Origin of the sequence: Deinococcus humi, from assembly GCF_014201875.1 — a bacterium.
GTDB classification, from domain to species: domain Bacteria; phylum Deinococcota; class Deinococci; order Deinococcales; family Deinococcaceae; genus Deinococcus; species Deinococcus humi.
This window is the reverse complement of record NZ_JACHFL010000003.1, coordinates 81,610-99,669: the sequence shown is the minus strand read 5'-3', so window position 1 is coordinate 99,669 and position 18,060 is coordinate 81,610. Positions and strand designations below refer to the sequence as shown.

17 protein-coding genes are annotated in these 18,060 nt (G+C 66.4%); 9 read left to right on the top strand and 8 right to left on the bottom strand.

The annotated features are described in order from the left end of the window. Positions 1-17: 17 nt before the first annotated feature. From HNQ08_RS07270 to HNQ08_RS07250, 5 genes are all read right to left on the bottom strand, one after another. Positions 18-770: a tryptophan-rich sensory protein gene (locus HNQ08_RS07270; RefSeq protein WP_184129214.1), complete on the bottom strand. Its 753-nt coding sequence runs from the start codon at positions 768-770 to the stop codon at positions 18-20. A gap of 78 nt (positions 771-848) precedes the next feature. Further along, entirely contained in the window at positions 849-1,100 is a 252-nt protein-coding gene (locus tag HNQ08_RS07265) for a hypothetical protein (protein WP_184129211.1), read from the bottom strand. Between the two features lie 96 nt (positions 1,101-1,196). Then, complete coding sequence (locus tag HNQ08_RS07260) at positions 1,197-2,033, bottom strand: 3-hydroxyacyl-CoA dehydrogenase family protein (protein ID WP_184129208.1); 837 nt, start codon at positions 2,031-2,033, stop codon at positions 1,197-1,199. A 251-nt stretch (positions 2,034-2,284) separates the two neighbouring features. After that, positions 2,285-2,599, bottom strand: coding sequence for a YciI family protein (locus HNQ08_RS07255; protein ID WP_184129205.1), 315 nt, complete (start codon positions 2,597-2,599; stop codon positions 2,285-2,287). Positions 2,600-2,602: 3 nt separating this feature from the next. Then, positions 2,603-3,784 (bottom strand): thiolase family protein, encoded by a 1,182-nt coding sequence (locus tag HNQ08_RS07250; protein WP_184129202.1) that lies wholly within the window; start codon positions 3,782-3,784, stop codon positions 2,603-2,605. A 94-nt stretch (positions 3,785-3,878) separates the two neighbouring features. On the opposite strand from HNQ08_RS07250, the gene HNQ08_RS07245 reads away from it, so the two are divergent. The 4 genes from HNQ08_RS07245 to HNQ08_RS07230 all read left to right on the top strand — a co-directional run bounded on the left by HNQ08_RS07245 (position 3,879) and on the right by HNQ08_RS07230 (position 9,237). Beyond that, the gene (locus HNQ08_RS07245) at positions 3,879-4,751 is read left to right on the top strand and encodes a DMT family transporter (RefSeq protein ID WP_184129199.1); all 873 of its coding nucleotides are present in this window, start codon (positions 3,879-3,881) and stop codon (positions 4,749-4,751) included. Between the two features lie 256 nt (positions 4,752-5,007). Beyond that, complete coding sequence (locus HNQ08_RS07240) at positions 5,008-5,661, top strand: DUF1345 domain-containing protein (RefSeq protein WP_184129196.1); 654 nt, start codon at positions 5,008-5,010, stop codon at positions 5,659-5,661. A gap of 168 nt (positions 5,662-5,829) precedes the next feature. Continuing rightward, entirely contained in the window at positions 5,830-6,639 is an 810-nt protein-coding gene (locus tag HNQ08_RS07235) for a TIGR00282 family metallophosphoesterase (protein ID WP_184129194.1), read from the top strand. Positions 6,640-6,762: 123 nt separating this feature from the next. Next, positions 6,763-9,237 (top strand): phosphoenolpyruvate carboxylase, encoded by a 2,475-nt coding sequence (locus HNQ08_RS07230; RefSeq protein ID WP_184129192.1) that lies wholly within the window; start codon positions 6,763-6,765, stop codon positions 9,235-9,237. A gap of 62 nt (positions 9,238-9,299) precedes the next feature. On the opposite strand, the gene lysA is transcribed toward HNQ08_RS07230, so the two are convergent. Then, a complete protein-coding gene (lysA, locus tag HNQ08_RS07225; protein WP_184129190.1) occupies positions 9,300-10,469 on the bottom strand; it encodes a diaminopimelate decarboxylase in 1,170 nt (389 codons plus the stop codon). Positions 10,470-10,509: 40 nt separating this feature from the next. Then, positions 10,510-12,129, bottom strand: coding sequence for a tRNA lysidine(34) synthetase TilS (tilS, locus tag HNQ08_RS07220; protein ID WP_184130288.1), 1,620 nt, complete (start codon positions 12,127-12,129; stop codon positions 10,510-10,512). A gap of 232 nt (positions 12,130-12,361) precedes the next feature. Between tilS and HNQ08_RS07215 the strand changes: the two genes are divergently transcribed. Together HNQ08_RS07215 and ribF are read left to right on the top strand one after the other, a co-directional pair. Beyond that, entirely contained in the window at positions 12,362-12,880 is a 519-nt protein-coding gene (locus HNQ08_RS07215) for an NUDIX domain-containing protein (RefSeq protein ID WP_184129188.1), read from the top strand. Beyond that, positions 12,877-13,776 carry a riboflavin biosynthesis protein RibF gene (ribF, locus tag HNQ08_RS07210; RefSeq protein ID WP_184129186.1) on the top strand — a complete coding sequence of 300 codons (900 nt, stop codon included), beginning with the start codon at positions 12,877-12,879 and terminating at the stop codon, positions 13,774-13,776. The genes HNQ08_RS07215 and ribF overlap by 4 nt, the downstream gene beginning before the upstream one ends. Here the strand turns inward: ribF and HNQ08_RS07205 are convergent. Then, on the bottom strand, positions 13,760-14,281 hold the full coding sequence (locus HNQ08_RS07205) for a DUF6174 domain-containing protein (protein ID WP_184129184.1): 522 nt from the start codon (positions 14,279-14,281) through the stop codon (positions 13,760-13,762). The two genes, ribF and HNQ08_RS07205, sit on opposite strands and share 17 nt — an antisense overlap. A gap of 69 nt (positions 14,282-14,350) precedes the next feature. Here HNQ08_RS07205 and HNQ08_RS07200 point away from each other — a divergent pair, with 69 nt between their 5' ends. The 3 genes from HNQ08_RS07200 (at position 14,351) to HNQ08_RS07190 (ending at position 17,989) form a co-directional block, all read left to right on the top strand. Beyond that, entirely contained in the window at positions 14,351-15,199 is an 849-nt protein-coding gene (locus tag HNQ08_RS07200; protein WP_184129182.1) for a 1,4-dihydroxy-6-naphtoate synthase, read from the top strand. 130 nt (positions 15,200-15,329) lie between these two features. Next, positions 15,330-16,568: a PQQ-dependent sugar dehydrogenase gene (locus tag HNQ08_RS07195; protein ID WP_184129179.1), complete on the top strand. Its 1,239-nt coding sequence runs from the start codon at positions 15,330-15,332 to the stop codon at positions 16,566-16,568. Beyond that, a complete protein-coding gene (locus tag HNQ08_RS07190) occupies positions 16,565-17,989 on the top strand; it encodes a superoxide dismutase family protein (protein WP_229789999.1) in 1,425 nt (474 codons plus the stop codon). Before HNQ08_RS07195 ends, HNQ08_RS07190 begins: the two co-directional genes overlap by 4 nt. The last annotated feature ends 71 nt before the right edge of the window (positions 17,990-18,060 follow it).

Here is an 18,060-nt window from a genome sequence, read left to right as displayed (position 1 = left end):
CTGGGCGCGACGCTGGCTTACAGGGCCATCCTGCCCTGGCGCAGGGCCCGCAATCCGGCCAGGACAACAAGCAGCGCACCCGCGATAACGCCCGCAACCACCAGCAGCGTATCCGGACGGGCCAGATACACCCCCAGAAAAGCCCACAGCAGCACCGCGGCAAAGGCATAGTCGCGGTAGCGCAGTAAGAAGAAGGTGCCCAGCAGTCCCGCAACCACCACCAGGAGCGCTGACCACAGCTGCGCCCCGATCCCCAGCGCGCCGCCTGTGATCCCCTGGCTGACCAGAAAAGCCGTGATGTTCGCTATCGTCGCCACGCTGATCCAGGCCAGATAAAGGCTGGCGGGAACCTGCAGGGCCCAGAACTCGCCGCTCAGCGGGTGCAGGCCGCGCACCGTCAGGTACAGCCAGATCAGGCTGACGAGCAACAGCAACATGATGACCACGCTGGGACCAAAGTTGAGGCTCTGGAAGGCAAACAACCACGCCACGTTCAGCAGGTTCCCCAGCAGGAACGGCCAGAACAGGCGGTCAAAGCGCGGGCTGCGCTGGGCCGGCAGGGCCTGGTAAAACGCAAAGACGGCCAGCCCCAGGAAGATGGGCCCCCACACCGCGAAGGTCAGGCCAGCGGGCGTGAAGGCGTTGGGGAGCGCGTCGCTGATCTGGCCGTTGGTGTTGCCGAACAGCGGCAGCGCGTTGCTGAGGTAATTCATCACCAGTGTCAGTACCGTCGCCAGTACCAGCGTCACCTGCCGCGCGATTCCGGTCATGCCCGATCATACGGGGCCGGAAACCAAACAGCTGTCGCCTGGGTGACGGAGGAGTGCCAGGGGCGGAGTGCCCTGCCGTTACGCCGCACCCGGATAGTCGCGCTCGAATGCCAGTTGATGTTCCAGATCATCGAGCGCCTGACGGTACAGACCGCCGTCCAGTTGCGACAGGACAGCCAGAAACGTCGCGGCGTCCGCCAGCGTGTCGTGGGCGCTGCGGTGCGTCCATCCCGGCCCCTCCGCCATCAGGCAGACGCGGCCAGAGGCCAGAAGGAACCGCACGCGGCCCTGGTCTGTCCGCGTGTCGCTGAAGTGGCGGGTGACGTTCATACGTTCAGGATAGGACGCACCTTATGACGCCGTCATCACTCAAAATGACGACGCCTTCAGATACGGGGAGGGCAGAATCAGCCACGACACTTTGCCTCAATACTTATAGAAGCCTTCCCCGCTCTTGCGGCCCAGCAGTCCGGCCTGCACCATCTTGCGCAGGAGGGGTGAGGGGCGGTACTTGTCGTCGCCCAGCCCAGCGTGCAGCACTTCCATGATGCTCAGACAGGTGTCCAGGCCTATGAAATCCGCGAGCGTCAGTGGCCCCATCGGGTGGTTCATGCCCAGTTTCATGATGCCGTCAATCGCTTGTGGCTCGGCCACGCCTTCCATGACGCACTGGATGGCCTCGTTCAGCATGGGCATCAGGATCCGGTTGGACACAAAGCCGGGAAAGTCGTTGCAGGTCAGCGGCGTCTTGCCCATCCGCTCGGCGGTCTCGGTCACGAACTGTGCGGTCTCATCGCTGGTGGCGTAGCCGCGAATTACTTCTACCAGGGCCATCAGCGGCACGGGATTCATGAAGTGCATCCCGATAAACCGCTCCGGGCGGCCCGAAGCCGAGGCCAGCGCTGTGATCGGGATAGAACTGGTGTTGCTGGCGAGGATGCCTGAAGGCTTGACAATCCCGCCCAGTTGCTCGAACAGGGCATTCTTGATTGACTGATTCTCGACAATCGCTTCCACGACCAGATCGCAGTCGGCAAAGTCCTGCAAGTCTGTGGTGAATCTGATGCGGCCCAGCACTTCGTCCGGTGTGGCGTCCAGTCTTCCCTTCTCATGCAGTTTGGCGAGGCTCTTCTCAATCACGCTCCGGCCCCGGTCCAGATACTCCTGCTGCACGTCCTGCACCACGACATCAAATCCACTCTGCGCGGCGACCTGCGCGATGCCGCCGCCCATCTGTCCTGCTCCAATGACTCCGAATTTCATGGTTGAACTCCTTCTTTCAGCACGAAAACCTGCACGATCCCATAGGCGAGTGAGCAAATTGGGATGCACGCCAGCACGTTCAACGGCCCTCGCTCTGAGAGTGATCGTTCCAAGAGCAGTGAACTCACGCTGCTGCATGATGGGCTGCTCCAACTCTGGCAGAGCTGTGTCTGGCGCGTCCTCAAGGGTCTGCAAAACGGTGTGGACAGGATTGACTCACGATCCTGCTGACCCTGAAATCAGGGCTGCCATCACTCCACCAGAGGCACACCTTCAAGTTCCAGCGCCCGCCCGCGTTTGACGGGTGTGAACGGTGTGTAGCTGTACTCCGAGCATCCTTCCTGTACGAAGGGATCATCCTTGAACAGGGCACGCAACTGTTCCTCGCTGTCGGCGTGCGCCACCAGCACGCCGCCGGTGTTGTCCAGCTTGCGCCCGGAGGTCAGGAAAACGCCGGAGCGGTAATGCTGGTCCAGCCACTCGCGGTGGCGGGGCGTGACGGCGGCCAGTTCCTCGCCGGATTTGGTGTAGCGGCTTTCGATGATCCACAGGGTGGGTTGCGACATGCCCTAACCTACCCGCCTGACGGCCAGTGCCAGCCCGTTGCCCCCGCCCATGCACAGCGTGGCGACGCCGGTCTCCTTGTCCTGCTGCTTCATGGCGTGCAACAACGTGACCAGAATCCGCGCGCCGGAAGCACCAATCGGATGGCCCAGCGCCACCGCCCCGCCGTTGATGTTCACCCTGTCAGGGTTCAGACCCAGCTCGTTCATGACGGCGAGACTCTGCACGCTGAAGGCCTCGTTCAGTTCCCACAAGTCCACGTCGTCGGCACTCCAGCCCAGCTTCTGCAACAGCTTGTTGGTGGCCGGCACGGGCGTCATCATGACCCACTCGGGGGCCAGACCGCCCGTCGCGTAGTCCACGATCTCGGCCAGGGGAGTCAGGCCGTGTGCGGCTGCTGCCTCCTCCGACATGATCAGCAGGCTGGCGGCGGCATCGTTCAGGCCCGGCGCGTTGCCCGCCGTCACAGAGCCGTCTTTCTTGAAAGCGGGTTTCAAACGGGCCAGCGTCTCCGGATTGGTGTCGGAGCGTGGCCCCTCGTCGGTGTCCACCACGGTGTCGCCCTTGCGGCCCGTGACCGTTACGGGCACAATCTCGTCCTTGAAGCGACCCGCCCCCTGGGCGGCGATCGCGCGCTGGTGACTGCGGGTGGCGAAGGCGTCCTGAGCCTCGCGGGAAATCCCGTATTTGTCGGCCACGCGCTCGCCGGTCAGCCCCATGCCCTCGTCGTTGATGCTGCACCAGAGTCCATCGTGGGTGTTGGCGTCCAGCACCTGCGCGTGACCCAGGCGGTAGCCTTTTCTGGCTCCCGGCAGCAGATAGGGTGCGTTGCTCATACTTTCCATGCCGCCCGCCAGCACCGCGCTCTGATCACCCGCGCGAATGCTCTGGGCGGCCAGGATCACGGCTTTCAGGCCGCTGCCGCAGACCTTGTTGATGGTCAGCGCGCCCACCTCATTGCTCAGTCCCGCTTTGAGGGCCGCGTGGCGCGCCGGGTTCTGCCCCGAACCGGCCTGCACAACCTGGCCCATGATGACCTCCTCGATCAACTCCGCCGGGACGCCCGAACGTCTCAGGGTCTCGGCCAGCGTGACGCTGCCCAGCTCCACGGCACTCACGTCCGACAGCGCCCCCAAAAACTTCCCCGTCGGCGTGCGCGACGCCGCCACGATCACTGCTTTGCTCATGGGATGCAGGATAGCGCGGCGAGCCTAACGGGCGTTAGGTTCACGGCAACGTGGCCCGCTATCCTCTGCCGGTGAGTCTGGACTCGATGGATCAATGAGCGGCGTAACCCTCGGCCTGCTGGCAGCGCTGGCATGGGGTTTCGCGGATTATCTGGCGCAACCGGCGTCACGCAGGATGGGGGCCATGCGGGCGTCCTTCGCGGCGCAGGGCTTCGGCGTGGCGGCGCTTCTGGCGTATCTGCTGCTCAGCGGCCAGCATCTCTTTCCCACTGACGCCGTGGCGTGGGTCTGGGCCCTGGGCGCGTCCACGCTGATGACGGCGGGCGGCCTGGCCTTCTACCAGTCGCTGGGGCTGGGGCAACTGGCGGTGGTGGCCCCGATCATGGGCAGCTACGGCGCCGTGACCACCGCGCTGGCGTGGCTGAGCGGCGAGAGGCTGAGTCTGCTGACCGGCCTGAGCCTGCTGGGCGTCCTGGTGTCGGTGGTGCTGGTGTCGCTGCCGCAAAAAACAGAAGGGTTCGAGTCCACCCCGGCGCAGCTCCGGGGCGCGTGGTGGGCCATCTGCTCCGCCGTCACCCTGGGCACATGTTTCTTCGTCATCGGCTACGGCCTGACGCCCCGCGTGGGCGGCGTGCAGGCGACGTGGATCCTGCGGCTGTGTACCCTCGTCCTGACCTTCGTGACGCTGAGGATATGGCAGGGACGCCGCACCGGCATGCGCCCCGCCGATGGACCAGGGGCGCTGAAATACGCCGGATGGTCCGGGCTGCTCTCCACCGGGGCCATCCTTGTGACTGCCCTGGGCCTGGGACGCGGCGAGGACAGCGTCGTGACCGTGCTGGGCAGCATGTCCATCGTCCTGACGACCCTGCTGGCCCTGTTCCTGAACCGTGAGCGCCTGGGCGCCGTGCAGTGGGCCGGCGTGGCGCTGGCCTGCCTGAGCACGGCGCTGGTGGGATTGAGGTAGAGGACAGCCCTACGCCCCTAGACCGGATGGGCCGACAGCCAGACCTGAGCCAGCGTCAGCGCCCCGAACAGCAGGAACAGCATCACGGGGAGCCAGCGCCGCAACCAGGTACGGGTGCTTTCTTTCATGCCCGATTATGGCGCGAGCACGCCGTCATTCCCACCGCCCTCCGTGACCATCCGTGATCGCGTCGACAGCGGTTTTCCATTGATGACCAGCCTCACCCGGCCAGTCCGCAACGGCGTATGCTCGGCGCATGACCGCCACCCGCCACCCGCCCGCCGTGGCCCGACTGCTGGTGGGGGCCGTGGTGGGCGGTGCGGTGAGCCTGCTGACCCCCACGGCTTGGCCCTGGGAGGCACGGGTACTGGTGGGCTGGGTGATGTTCTGCCTGAGCGTGCTGTTGTGGCTGCGGACGCTGTTGTGGACCGCCTCCCCCCAGCGGACCAGGGCGCTGGCCCTGCGGGAGGACGACACACGCGCCCTGGCAGACGGCCTGACCCTGGCCGCCTCGCTGGTCAGCCTGGTGGGCGTAATCTTTGCGCTGCATCAGGCGGGGGTGGAGAAGGGACTGGCCTCGGTGGCGCTGACCGTGCTGGCGGTGCTGACCGTGACCGCCTCCTGGCTACTGGTCCATGCCGAGTACGCCCTGCACTACGCCCGGCTGTACTACAACGACGGCGGCGGCGTGGTCTTCCCCAGAGGACCGGACGACAGCGTCCCGGACCCCGACTACCGTGACTTTGCCTACCTCTCCTTCACCATCGGCATGACTTTTCAGGTCAGCGACACGGACATCAATACGCGGGCCTTTCGCCGCCTGCTGCTGGGTCACGCACTCTTGTCCTACCTGTTCGGCGCGGTGATCGTGGCCGTGACCATCAATGGCGTGGCCGGATTGATCGGGTAGTGGAGCCCCTGTTCCCCAAAGCTTGCACGGGCTGCTCCAGATGGCTGGCTTCGCTGGGCCGTAGAACTCTGTATATGGAGGCGCCTTCTCTCCCGTTGCACGACAGGACCAGGGCCATGCATGGCGTGCGGCGGCACCGCACAGGGGTCCAGACGCTAGCCTGCCCGCATGATCAAGGTGCTGTTTGTGGGGGACGTGTTCGGCCAGCCGGGTCGCCGGATGCTGGGGGCAACCTTGCCCGACTTGCGCCGGGACGTGGATTTCGCCGTCGTGAACATGGAAAACGCCGCCGGGGGCTTCGGCATGCACCGCGAGGCGGCGGAAGGGGCGCTGCGGGCAGGAGCCGACTGCATGACGCTGGGCAACCACGCCTGGCACCACCGCGACGTCTTCAAGCTGATGCAGGACCCGGAAAACTACCCCATCGTGCGCCCACTGAATTACGCCGACCCCCAGACGCCCGGCGTCGGCTGGCGCACTTTCGAGGTGCAGACCAGGGGCGGGCGGAGCGAACGTCTGACGGTGGTCAATCTGCTGGGCCGGGTCTTCATGGATCAGGTCTCCAATCCGTTCACCGCCATTGACACCCTGCTGGAGCGCGACGATCTGGGCCACGTCTTCGTGGACTTCCATGCCGAGGCCAGCAGCGAGAAGGCGGGGCTGGCGTGGCATCTCGACGGGCGGGTGGCTGCCGTGGTCGGCACGCATACGCATGTGCCCACCGCCGACTCGCGCATCCTGCCGCAGGGCACGGCCTTTCAGACCGACGCCGGATTTACCGGCCCACACGACAGCATTATCGGTTCGGCCCCCGAAGGTCCGGTGGCCCGTTTCGTGACCGAGCGCCCCCACCGGTACGCGGTGGCCGAGGGCCGGGCCGAGCTGAATGCTGTGTATGTCCAGATAGAGGCGGGACGGGCCGTGTCCATAGAACGCTACCGTGCCATCGAGGAAGGGCATGAAGAGGACGGGCTGTAAAACGCCTCAGCGTCACGTCCACCGTGGGCCAGGGCTGAGGCGGGGAGGACAGTTCCCAGACGAACATGCAAGCCACCAGTCGGGTTTGCACCAGCTGCTCCATCCCCACCACCGGAGGACTCTATGGGCATCAAAAGCGACGTGAATCTGCTGGGCCGCACCCTGGGTCAGATTCTCAAGGAACAGGAAGGCGAGGCGTTCTTTGACCTCGTGGAGCGCACGCGGTCGCTGGTGCGCGAGGTGCGCGCCGGGGGCGACGACGCCGAGTTGCGCGGCATGCTGGCCGGACTGTCCGGTGAAGACGCTGGCCGGCTGGCGCGGGCATTCACCTGGTATTTCCAACTGGTCAACCTCGCCGAGGAATACGAGCGGGTTCGGGTGTTGCGGGCCAGCACTGGCGTGCGCCCCCAGAGCCTGGAAAGCGCGCTGACAGAGTTAAGGGCACAGGGCCTGAGCGCGGCCGAGGTGGAAACGCTGATCGAGCGGCTGGATCTGGGCCTGACCTTCACCGCCCACCCCACCGAGATGCGCCGCCGCACCATCCGCCAGCACCTGGAAGCTGTGGCGCGCGATCTGCCGCGGCTGGACGATCCGGAGGCGCAGGAACGGGTTGCGGCGCACGTGGAAGCCATGTGGTCCACCCCCGAGCTGCGTCACCTGAAACCCACCGTACGGGACGAGGTCAAGGGCGGCCTGAACTACATGGGGGCGATTGCTGGTGCGTTGCCGGAATTGCAGCGCGATCTGGAACGCGCCTTCGTGAGCGTGTACGGCCAGGAATCGCGGGCCAGGCTGCCCCTGAGTTTCTCGTCGTGGATGGGCGGGGACCGCGACGGCAACCCCTTCGTGACGCCCGAGGCCACCCGTGAGACGCTGGCCCTGCACCGCGAGCGGGCACGTGAACTGCTGCTGGTCAGCCTGAAGCAGGCCTACGCTGACCTGTCGCAGGAAGAAGAAGGCCGCGACGCCTACCGCACCGAACTGCGCGCCCTGCACAACGCCGTACGTGATGGCGAGCGGGTGGAGTTGCTGCCGCGCCTGGAAGCCCTGGACAGCCGCCTGCGGGAGGACGGCCAGTTCCGCACTGCCGATCAGCTTCTCAAAGGGTTGCTGACCGTGGCGCGGGTCTTCGGACAGCATCTGGTCAGCCTGGACGTGCGCGAACATTCCGGGCAGACGGGCGCGGCGATGGCGGGCCTGCTGGCCCAGGCGGGTGTGGAGACGGATTACCTGAGCCTGTCCGAGGAGGACCGTCAGACGCTGCTGTCACGCGAACTGCGCTCGCGCCGTCCACTGTGGCCCGCTGGAGAAGCGCTGACCGACAACCTGGAAACGGTGATCGGTCCCATCCGTGAGGTGCGGGACGCAATTGCCCACAGCGGGCCGCGCGCTTTCGGGCGTTACATCATCAGCATGGCCGAGAGCGTCAGCGACGTGCTGGAGCCGCTGCTGCTGGCCCGCGAGGTGGGCCTTCGCGTGCTGACCGTGCCGCTGTTCGAGACTCTCGACGATCTGCAACGTGCTCCCCGGATCATGACCGATCTGCTGGGCGTGCCCGAATACCGCGCCATTCTGGCCGGGGACGTGCAGGAGATCATGCTGGGCTACAGCGACAGCAACAAGGACGCCGGATTTCTGGCCGCCAACTGGGCGCTGCACGAGGCGCAGCGGAAGATCAGCGCCGTCTGCCGGGAGGCGGGAGTGCGCTGGCGTTTCTTTCATGGACGCGGCACCAGCATCGGGCGGGGAGGCGGACCAGCCTCACGCGCGATTCTGGGCCAGCCTGCCGGAACGATCGACGCGGGGCTGCGGATCACCGAGCAGGGTGAGGCGCTGGCCGACAAGTACAGCCATCCTGTCCTGGCCCGGCGCAATCTGGAACAGGCGCTGTACGGCCTGTTGCTGTCCGCCGCACGCCCGGCAGATTTATTGACGGAAGAATGGACGACGGCGATGGACCGGGCTGCCGCGGCCAGCGCCGCCGCCTACCGCGCGCTGGTGCATGACGATAGCTTCCTGCCCTTTTTCGAGGCGGCCACGCCCATCCACGAGATCGCCCGCCTGAACATCGCCTCGCGCCCGGTGCGGCGGCCCGGCGCACCCACGCTGACCAATCTGCGCGCCATTCCCTGGGTGATGAGCTGGACGCAGATTCGCTCCAACCTGCCCGGCTGGTACGGGCTGCGCGAGGGGCTGGGGAGCATCGGCGCGGGGGCGGCGCGTGAGCTGTACGCGCAGTGGCCGTTTTTCCGCACGGTGCTCGACAACGCGCAGATGAGCCTGGCCAAGAGTGACCCGCTGATCTTCGAGGAATACCTGCGCCTGCTGGGACCCCACCCGCTGGCCGAGCACCTCCAGACCGCCTTCCGCGAGACCGTGGAACTGGTAGAGGCCGTGGTGGGCGCAGAGTTGCTGGCGAACGAGCCCAGGTTGCGCGAGAGCATCAGCCTGCGCAACCCATACATCGATCCCATCCACCGCATTCAGGTGGAGCTGCTACGCCGTGCCCGCGCTGAGGACGGTGGCCTGGACACCTTCGAGCGCCCGCTGATGCTGAGCCTGCAGGGCATCGCGGCGGGAGTACGGAACACCGGCTGACAAGACGGTTTCGATGGTCAGCCCTTGATTGCTGGAGAACAGGAAAACCCGGTCTCCGGCGATTAAACCGACTGATGGACGGACAGGTGAACCCCCTCTTCCGCCGCCCACACGTCCTGCGGGGTTTCCCGTCGGCGGATCAGGGTCCACGCCGCTCCGTCCCACAGCACCTCGGCGGGGCGAGAGCGGGTCAAGTACCCGCTGCTCATGGCCGCCCCGTAGGCTCCTGCTTCGCCGACGGCGAGGAGTCCGCCGGGCGTGGGTTGGGGCAGCGACACGCTGCGGGCGAGCAGATCGCCACTCTCGCAGGCCGGGCCGGCGATGTCCCACGACTCCATCTCTAAACCGTCCCACAGCGGCGTGACCGGGTGAACCGCGCCGTACAGCATGGGCCGCAGCAGTTCGGTCATGCCGGCGTCCACCAGGCAGAAGTTGCGCCCGGTTCGCTTGGTCCCTACCACACGGGTCAGCAGCGTTCCGGCGCGGGCCACCAGATAGCGTCCCGGCTCCACCCACAACTCCGCGCCAAACGCGGACGCCGCCGCCCACGCTTCACGCGCGATGCCGCCCAGATCGGCGTCCAGGCCCCAGCCGCCGCCCGCGTCCAGCACGGCCAGCGGCCCGGTCTGCTCACGCAGCTCGGACAGACGCCCAAACGCTGCCGTGAAGTCGTCGGCGTCGCGGATGGCGCTGCCGATGTGGACATGCAGCCCCAGGGGGGTGTGCCCCGCCGTCCGCAGTGCGTCCAGCACACGCGGAGCCTGTTCCAGCGTCACCCCGAACTTGCTGTCCACCGCGCCCGTCGCCAGATGATCGTGCGTGCTGACGGCCAGCGCCGGGTTGACCCGCACCAGCGCGCGCGACTGGGGCGGCAGCAGGCCCACCTCTTCCTCGCGGTCCACGACGAACGTTGCTCCCAGACGCCCCCCAGTTGCGTACTCGGCACCCGATTTGGCAGGGCCGTTGACCAGGATCTGCCTGCCAGAGGCGCCCACCGCCTCGGCGCGGGCCAGTTCACCGGAACTGACGCACTCGAAGCCCACGCCAGCCGCATTCAGCCGGCGCAGCAGGCTAAGGTTGGGATTGGCTTTCATGGCGTAGTACACCCGCGCCGTTCCGAAAGCGAACCGCACCCGCGCCAGGGCGGCGTCCAACTCGGCAGAGTCGTAAACGTACAGCGGTGTGCCGAAATGCTCGGCGGCGTCATGCAGGGCGGCGGTAGGAATGGTCACTGAAGGAGGGTAGCAAGCCGCGCTGGACTTTGGGAGGACGTCAGCGACTCTCCGGGTGCCGCCTGTCGCGGATGCCCTGAAACGCATCCCGCAGAAGCCGCGCCGCTTCCCCACCCCGCACCCCGCCCGTGACGGTGGGAACGTGACCCCAATGCCCGGAGAGGACGTCAATCACACTGCCCAGTGCCCCGGCCCTCGGGTTGGACGCGCCGTAGACGATCCCGCCCACCCGCGCCTCCAGCGCCGCTCCCAGGCACATCGGGCAGGGTTCCAGGGTCACGACGAGGGTACAGTCCGTCAGATACGGCGTTCCCAGGGTTGCGGCGGCTTCCCGCAGGGCGGCCAGTTCGGCGTGGCGCGTCATGTCGCCGTCCGCCCGCGAGCTGTTGCGGCCCCGGCCCACCACCGCGCCGTCCGGGCCGAGCACCACCGCGCCGACAGGCACTTCATTCGCTGCTGCCGCTTGCCGGGCCAGCGCCAGGGCCTCTCCCATGGCGGTCTGGCCCGGGTCCTGGGCCACACCCGCCACCTCCCGCGCGCCCACGGCCCAGACTGCAGGATTGAGGCCCATCCACTGCACGCCGTCGTCAGACACCAGCAGTGGCACGGCGTCCCGCTCCGCACGCGGCACCTTCAGATCAGTCAGCACGTCGCTGAGCTTGCGTGTGCCGCCGGGCAATCTGATCCGGTCTCCATCCTGCCGGGCCCGGCGCTGCCAGCCGGGGGGCGGCGGGAAAGCGGGTTCGGGCCAGAGTCGCGCCGCCAGGTGTAACCTCCCGCCAGTCGCCGTGACCTCCCGCGCCTCTGGCAAAGTGACATGGGCCGTTTCGCCCGTCCCTAAAGCTCCTGCCAGCCTCTCCAGATGCTCGGCATGGAAGGACAGGCCCGCGTCCGCCAGTTCCCGACGCACGAAACGGCGCAGGACAGAGGTGGGCTGCCTTTCCAGCGGAGTGTGGGGATTCAATCGGAGGGCCAGTTCTGTCAGCGCAAGATCGTCCTGCGCGGCGTGGTTCGCCACCCTTGCCAGACTCGCCTCGGCACCCGGAAAGCGGGCGCTCAGTACAGGCACGACCTCACTTCGAATCCAGGCGCGGGTGAAGGCGGGATTTGCATTGGACGTGTCCTCTCGCCAGCCCTGGCCCAGCGCCCGCAGAAAGGATTCCAGATCGGTGCGCGGGACCTTCAGCCAGGGACGGCGCACTCGGCCCCATTCGGCGGAGATGCCGCTCAGAACCGCCTCGCCCCGCAGCACCTGCATCAGCACCGTCTCGGCCACGTCGCGGCGGGTATGGGCCGTCAGCACCGCCGAGGCGCCGTGCCTTTTCGCCATGCGCCTCAGAAAGTCGTAGCGCACTCGGCGGGCAGCGTCCTCCAGATTCCAGCCACGGGCGGTGGCCACCGCCGCCACATCCACCCGCGCCGATTCGTGTGGAAGTCCCAGCGCCCCGGCCAGTTCCGCCACCCAGCGGGCATCATCGGCCGATTCAGGGCGCAGCGCGTGATCCAGATGCACCGCGACGGGCCGCACCCCGGCCAGCACCAGCGCCCGCAGCAGCGCCACCGAATCCGCGCCGCCCGACACGCCCACAGCCACCGTCTGCCCCGCGTAGGGAGCCAGCGGTTGAGCCAGATGGGGCGGAACGTGAGACACGCAGGCCATTGTATTCGGGCGGGCAGGAAAGAGATTCGGCAAGGTAACCCACCGCAAACAGGGGGCGTCGGGCGCTCAGCGCATGGGCATGACGCAGCGTGACCTGTGAGCAGAAATCACCACCTCCATCCCTCGCCCAGTCCAACCAGCGAACCCTGCCCCTCTGGGGTAGGGCATTTGCTGAAGCTTATGCCCCACCTGCCGGAGCCAAACACCCGCCTACATCCCTACAATGGCCCGCATGACTGGCGACGCACGGACCATCTACGACGGCCACATCCTGAAGCTAGAACTGCTGGAGAACAAATGGGAGGTGATTCGTCACGCCGACGCGGTGGCCGTGCTGGCACTCAATGACGCGGGCGAGATGTTGCTGGTGCGCCAGTTTCGCCGCGCTGTAGACGCTCACACGCTGGAAGCCCCGGCGGGCCTGATTGACGGCGAGGAATCACCAGAAGCGGCGGCCCGCCGCGAACTGCAGGAGGAGGCCGGACTGGACGGCGAGATGCGTCTGCTGACCCGTTTCTACTCCAGCCCAGGCTTCTGCGACGAGCAACTGTACGTGTTCCAGGCGACGGCGCTGCGCGAGAGCAGACTGCCCCAAGACGAGGACGAAGACATCGAGGTGTTGTGGATGTCGCCCCAGAAAGTGCTGGACGGCATGCGTGAGGGCCGGATCGTCGGCAGCGCGTCCACTCTGGCGGCGGCGATGTACGGCGTGCAGATTCTGAACACAAATGGTGCGGCGGCAGACGAGTGAAGACCTACGTTTCGCCCTCCCAGCGCCCGGATACCGAGACCGTGGTGGCTGTCGGCTCTTTTGACGGCGTGCATCTGGGGCATCAGGCTTTAATTGCCCAGGTAAAGGCCAAGGCCCGCGAGCACCGTGTGCCCAGCGTGGTCTACACCTTCGATCCGCCCACGCGGGTGCTGACCCAGGGCGTGGAATTCCTGTCCACCCTGCCCGAGAAGCTCGATCTACTGGCCCGCTACGGCGTGGACGAGACGATTGCCACGTCCTTTACCGCCGAGTTCGCGGCCCGTCCCAAGGAAGCCTTTCTGGACGACTTGCGGACCCTGCGTCCGCGCACCGTCGTGGTGGGTGAAGACTTCCATTTCGGACGTGGCCGGGCCGGGGGCGTTGAAGACCTGCGCCGAGTGGCCGACGAGGTGGTGGCCCTGCCGATGCACCAGCTGGGCGGCGAGGACATCAAGAGCACCCGCATCCGCGAACTGCTGGCGACGGGCGATGTGGACGGCGCGGGCCGCTTGCTGGGCCGCCATTACGACGCGCAGGGTGTGGTCATCCACGGCGATCAGCTGGGCCGCACGATTGGCTGGCCCACCGCCAATATCGGCGTGCCGGACGGCAAGGCGCTGCCGCTGGGCGTCTTTGCCGTTGTGGCTCTGGGAGACCGGGGCGAACGCTGGCACGGCATGGCGAACGTGGGCTTCCGGCCCACCGTCAATGGCAAAACGCGCCGCTTCGAGGTGCATCTGTTTGACTTCGAGGGCAACCTCTACGGCAAGGAGTTGCAGGTCAAATTCTTCTCGTACCTGCGCGGCGAGCAGAAATTCAGCGGCCTCGACGAGCTGAAGGCACAACTAACACGGGACGCCCAGGGCGCCCGGGACCTGCTCAGCGGCGTGCGGTGAATCCCGTCACGCGCCACTCGGCGTACCCGTCGGCGATGGGACTGAAGCGGGAGCCGCTGTAGAACGTGGTGGGATGGCCGTCCACCGCGTCGAAGGTCACGCGCAGATCGGCGCAGGGCTGGGCCTTCTGGTAGCCGAGGGCACGGGTGACCTCCAGAAACAAGGTCTCCATCGGACCCGCGCCCATGGGCGGCGAGGCGGTGGCCTCTGCCGGATTCTTGAAGGCCACCCCCTGGAGTTTCCCGGTCTTCACCGTGACCGTCACGTCGGGAAAGCGCAGGGGCGCGGCGATCCGGGCAAAATCGTAGCGGTACTGCTGCAGGTTTGCCATCTTCCAGCGCAGGCGGGCGGTTTGCAGTTCGCTGTCCAGGCGAGCAAAATCTGGCGCCATGTACCCCGGAGCGCAGCCCTGGGAGCCGAGACCGATGGGAATGCCGCCGTCCGCGCCGCCCGCCTCCGCGCAGGCCAGGCAACTCAGAGCCGTCAACAGGGCAAGCCTCTTCATGCCACACAGCATGCGGCGGCAGTGTGATGCACCGCTGATCAACGCGTGAGGCGGGGCGTACCCTGAGGCATGAGTCTCACGCCTGCCCTTCCTGACACACTGCAACTGGGCTATTCCTTCTGCCCCAACGACACTTTTATCTTCCACGCCCTGCACGCCGGGCTGGTGCCCGCGCCCCTGCCCGTGAGCGAAGTGCTGGAGGACGTGCAGACCCTCAACGACTGGGCCGCGCTGGGCCGCCTGCCCATGACCAAGATCAGTTACCGGGCCTACTTCGGCGTGATGGACCGGTACGTGGCCCTGCGCGCGGGTGGGGCACTGGGGCGCGGCGTGGGGCCACTGATCGTGACGCGCGGCGACGTTGGGAACTTGAACAGCAAGACCGTGGCCTCGCCCGGCGCGCTGACCACCGCCGAGTTACTGTTGCGGCTGGTCTATCCCGAAGTCAGGGTGGTGCGCATGCGTTACGACGAGGTCATGCCCGCGGTGGAGCGCGGCGAGGTGGACGCGGGCCTGATCATCCATGAGTCGCGTTTTACCTACGCGCAGCATGGCCTCAGTCAACATATGGATCTGGGCGCATGGTGGGAAGCCGAGACGGGTTTGCCCCTGCCACTGGGCGCGATCCTGGTGCGGCGCGATCTGGCCACGGACACGCAGTGGGCGTTGAACGAATCGGTGCGGGCCAGCCTGGAGTACGCCTACGCCCATCCCGAGGCCTCGCGCGCGTACATCCGGCAGCATGCCCTGGAAATGGCAGATGAGGTAATGCAGGCGCACATCGACCTGTACGTGAACCCTTTCAGTTTGGATGTGGGGGAGGAAGGCACCCGCGCCGTTCAGGAGTTGCACCGCCGCGCCGTGCAGATGGGCGCAGCGCAGGCCTCAGCCCTGCCCCTGTTTGTGGAACGCCCGTGAAGGTCAAGCGGGAGAACGTCCACCCAGCCTGAAGCTGACCTTAAATTAACGTTGAACAATGTCCCACATGGTAATGCCCCCCCACTTCGTCGCTGTCCGCTTCGGCACGATACTGGGCGGAGGATCCACAATGAGACGATTTGTTCTGACCGCCCTCACGGCGGCCCTGACCGTGTCTGCCACGTCGGCCGCGCAGGGCGTTCCCGCCCCGCGCCCCATTCCCCCAGGCGAGCCGCCAGCTACCGTGACCGCCACCCGCAACGAGCCCACACCGCAGGAATTCACGGCAGACAAGCTGAGCAGGCTGAAGGTTCCGGCAGGCTTCCAGCTGAAGGTCATGGCGACGGGGCTGGGCAACGCCCGCAGCCTGCTGGTGATGCCCGACGGCGGCATCTACCTGACCCGCATGAAGCAGAGTGACCTGTGGTACCTGAAAGACGTCAACGGCGACGGCCAGATCGAGGCGGTGGAGCGCAAGCGGGTGGCGCAGAACCTCGGTACAGCGCACGCGATGGCAGTCAAGAACGGCAAGATGTATGTGGCAGGCGAGAAAAACATCTGGGTGATGGACATGGCGAAGGACGGCAGCGTCAGCGTGCCGCGCGTGTTTGCCACCGACTTTCCTGACGCGGGGCAGCACAGCGCGCGCGGCATGCACTGGGGACCGGACGGCTACCTGTACGCGGCGTTCGGCAGCCCCAACAACGACGCGCCTACGCCCAACCCAGAAGACGCCACCATGCTCCGGATTTCGCCGGACGGCAAGAGCCGCGAGGTCTACTCTCGTGGGCTGCGGCACACCATCGGTTTCGGCTGGCACCCGGTGACGGGCGTGCTGTACGGCTGGGATCAGGGCAGCGACTGGCACGGTGACAACATCCCCCCCGAGGAGATGAACGTGCTGGAGCGCGGCAAGAATTACGGCTGGCCGTTCTGCTACGGCGACAAGCAGCCTGATCCCTACGTGAACGTGTCGAGCATTCCCGGGCAGATCACCAAGGCCGAATACTGCGCCGGAACCGTGGGCAGCGTGCTGAACAACACCGCGCACGCGGCAGCCATCGACATGACCTTCTACACCGCCAGCCAGTTTCCCGCCGAGTACAAGAACAGCGCCTTCGTGGCCTTCCGGGGCTCGTGGAACCGTTCCGAGCCCAGCGGCTACTACATCGGGCATGTGGCCTTCGACGCGAACAACAAGCCAAGCGCGGTGACGCCCTTCGTCAGCGGTTTCGTGTATCAGGACGGCGACGTGTGGAAGCAGTTCGGACGTGTGGCAGGTGTGGCGCAGTACACCGACGGCAGCCTGCTGTTCACCGACGATCAGAGTGGCGTGCTGTACCGCGTGCTGTATACCGGAGGCAAATGATGCGGCAGGTCAAGAAGACGCTGGTCCTCGGGCTGGGCGGTGCGGCGCTGCTCCTGAGCGGTCTGGTGATGGCAGGCGGAGCCGAATCGATGACGCCGATGCCCGCCAATCTGAGCGCGACGGCGGCCCTGCGTGACGCCGCCGGGGAGGTGCGCGGCGCGGCCACCTTCGAGCAGGCGGGCATGGGTGTACGCGTCACGGTCAATGTCAGCGGCCTGAACCCTGGGATGCATGGGCTGCACGTCCACGAGTTCGGGCGCTGCACCCCCGGGGTGGACCCTGCAGAGAACAAGGTGGTGCCCTTCGGCGGCGCGGGCGGTCATTTCGATCCGGGCCACAGCAAGAATCACGATGGCCCTGACGCGGGCAACAAGTACGGCCACGGTGGGGACCTGCCCATGCTGGAAGTGAGCGCGGACGGCACCGGCAAGGCCACGTTCACCACCAGCAAGCTCAGCCTGACAGGGATGAACGGCGTGCTGAACCGTTCGATCGTAATTCACACGGGCATGGACGACTACAAGAGCGATCCCAGTGGCAAGAGCGGCGCGCGTGAGCGTTGCGGGGTCATTCTTCGCAACAACTTCACCGCGCGTGACTACCCACTGCCCGATCCGCAGAGTTTCCCGGAGGGTGTGGCCTACGACACCAGCAAGGGCGTGATCTACACCGGCAGCGCGGCCAACGGCAACATCTACGCCATCAATGCCACGACAGGAGCCACCAGCCTCTTCTCGGAGGGGGGAGCCAAGGGGCGCAGTACCGCACTGGGCCTGAAGGTAGACGCTCAGGGCCGCCTGTGGGTGGCCGGGGGCGCGACCGGGGCCATCAACATCCTGTCGAAGGACGGCGCACCCATCGCTACACTGATGACGCCGCCCAGCCCCAATCCCTACCTCAATGACCTGATTCCCACCTCTGACGGCAGCGTCTACGTGACCGACTCCACCCGTCCGGTCATCTGGCGCGTGCGGGACATGAAAGTAGAGCCCTGGCTGAATCTGGGCGGCACCCCCATCAAGTACGGCCCCGGCATCAATCTGAACGGCATCGTGGCCACGCCGGACGGGCGGTACCTGCTGAGCATCCAGCTCAACACCGGCGAGTTGTGGCGCATCGACACGCGGACCAAGGCCGTCCGGAAGGTCATGGCCGGTCTGAAGAATGGCGACGGCCTGCTGCTGGACGGCCAGACCCTGTACGTGGCCCGCAACGCGGACGGAGTCGTGAGTAAGGTCAGCCTCGGCGCCGACTATGGCAGCGGCACCCTGGTCATGGAAGAGCCGCTGACGGGCCTCAAGTTCCCCACCACGCTGGCGCGGGTGGACGGTGACGTGGTGGTCACGCAGGGGCAACTGGATAAATTACAGGGCGGTATTCCCGAAACGCCGTTCAAGCTGACGCGCTTCAAAATGTTCTAAGACGCAAGCAGTCGGGGTTGGCCAGCGGGGGTTCCCTGCTGGCCGCTTTTGTAGATCGAGGGAATCCTGTA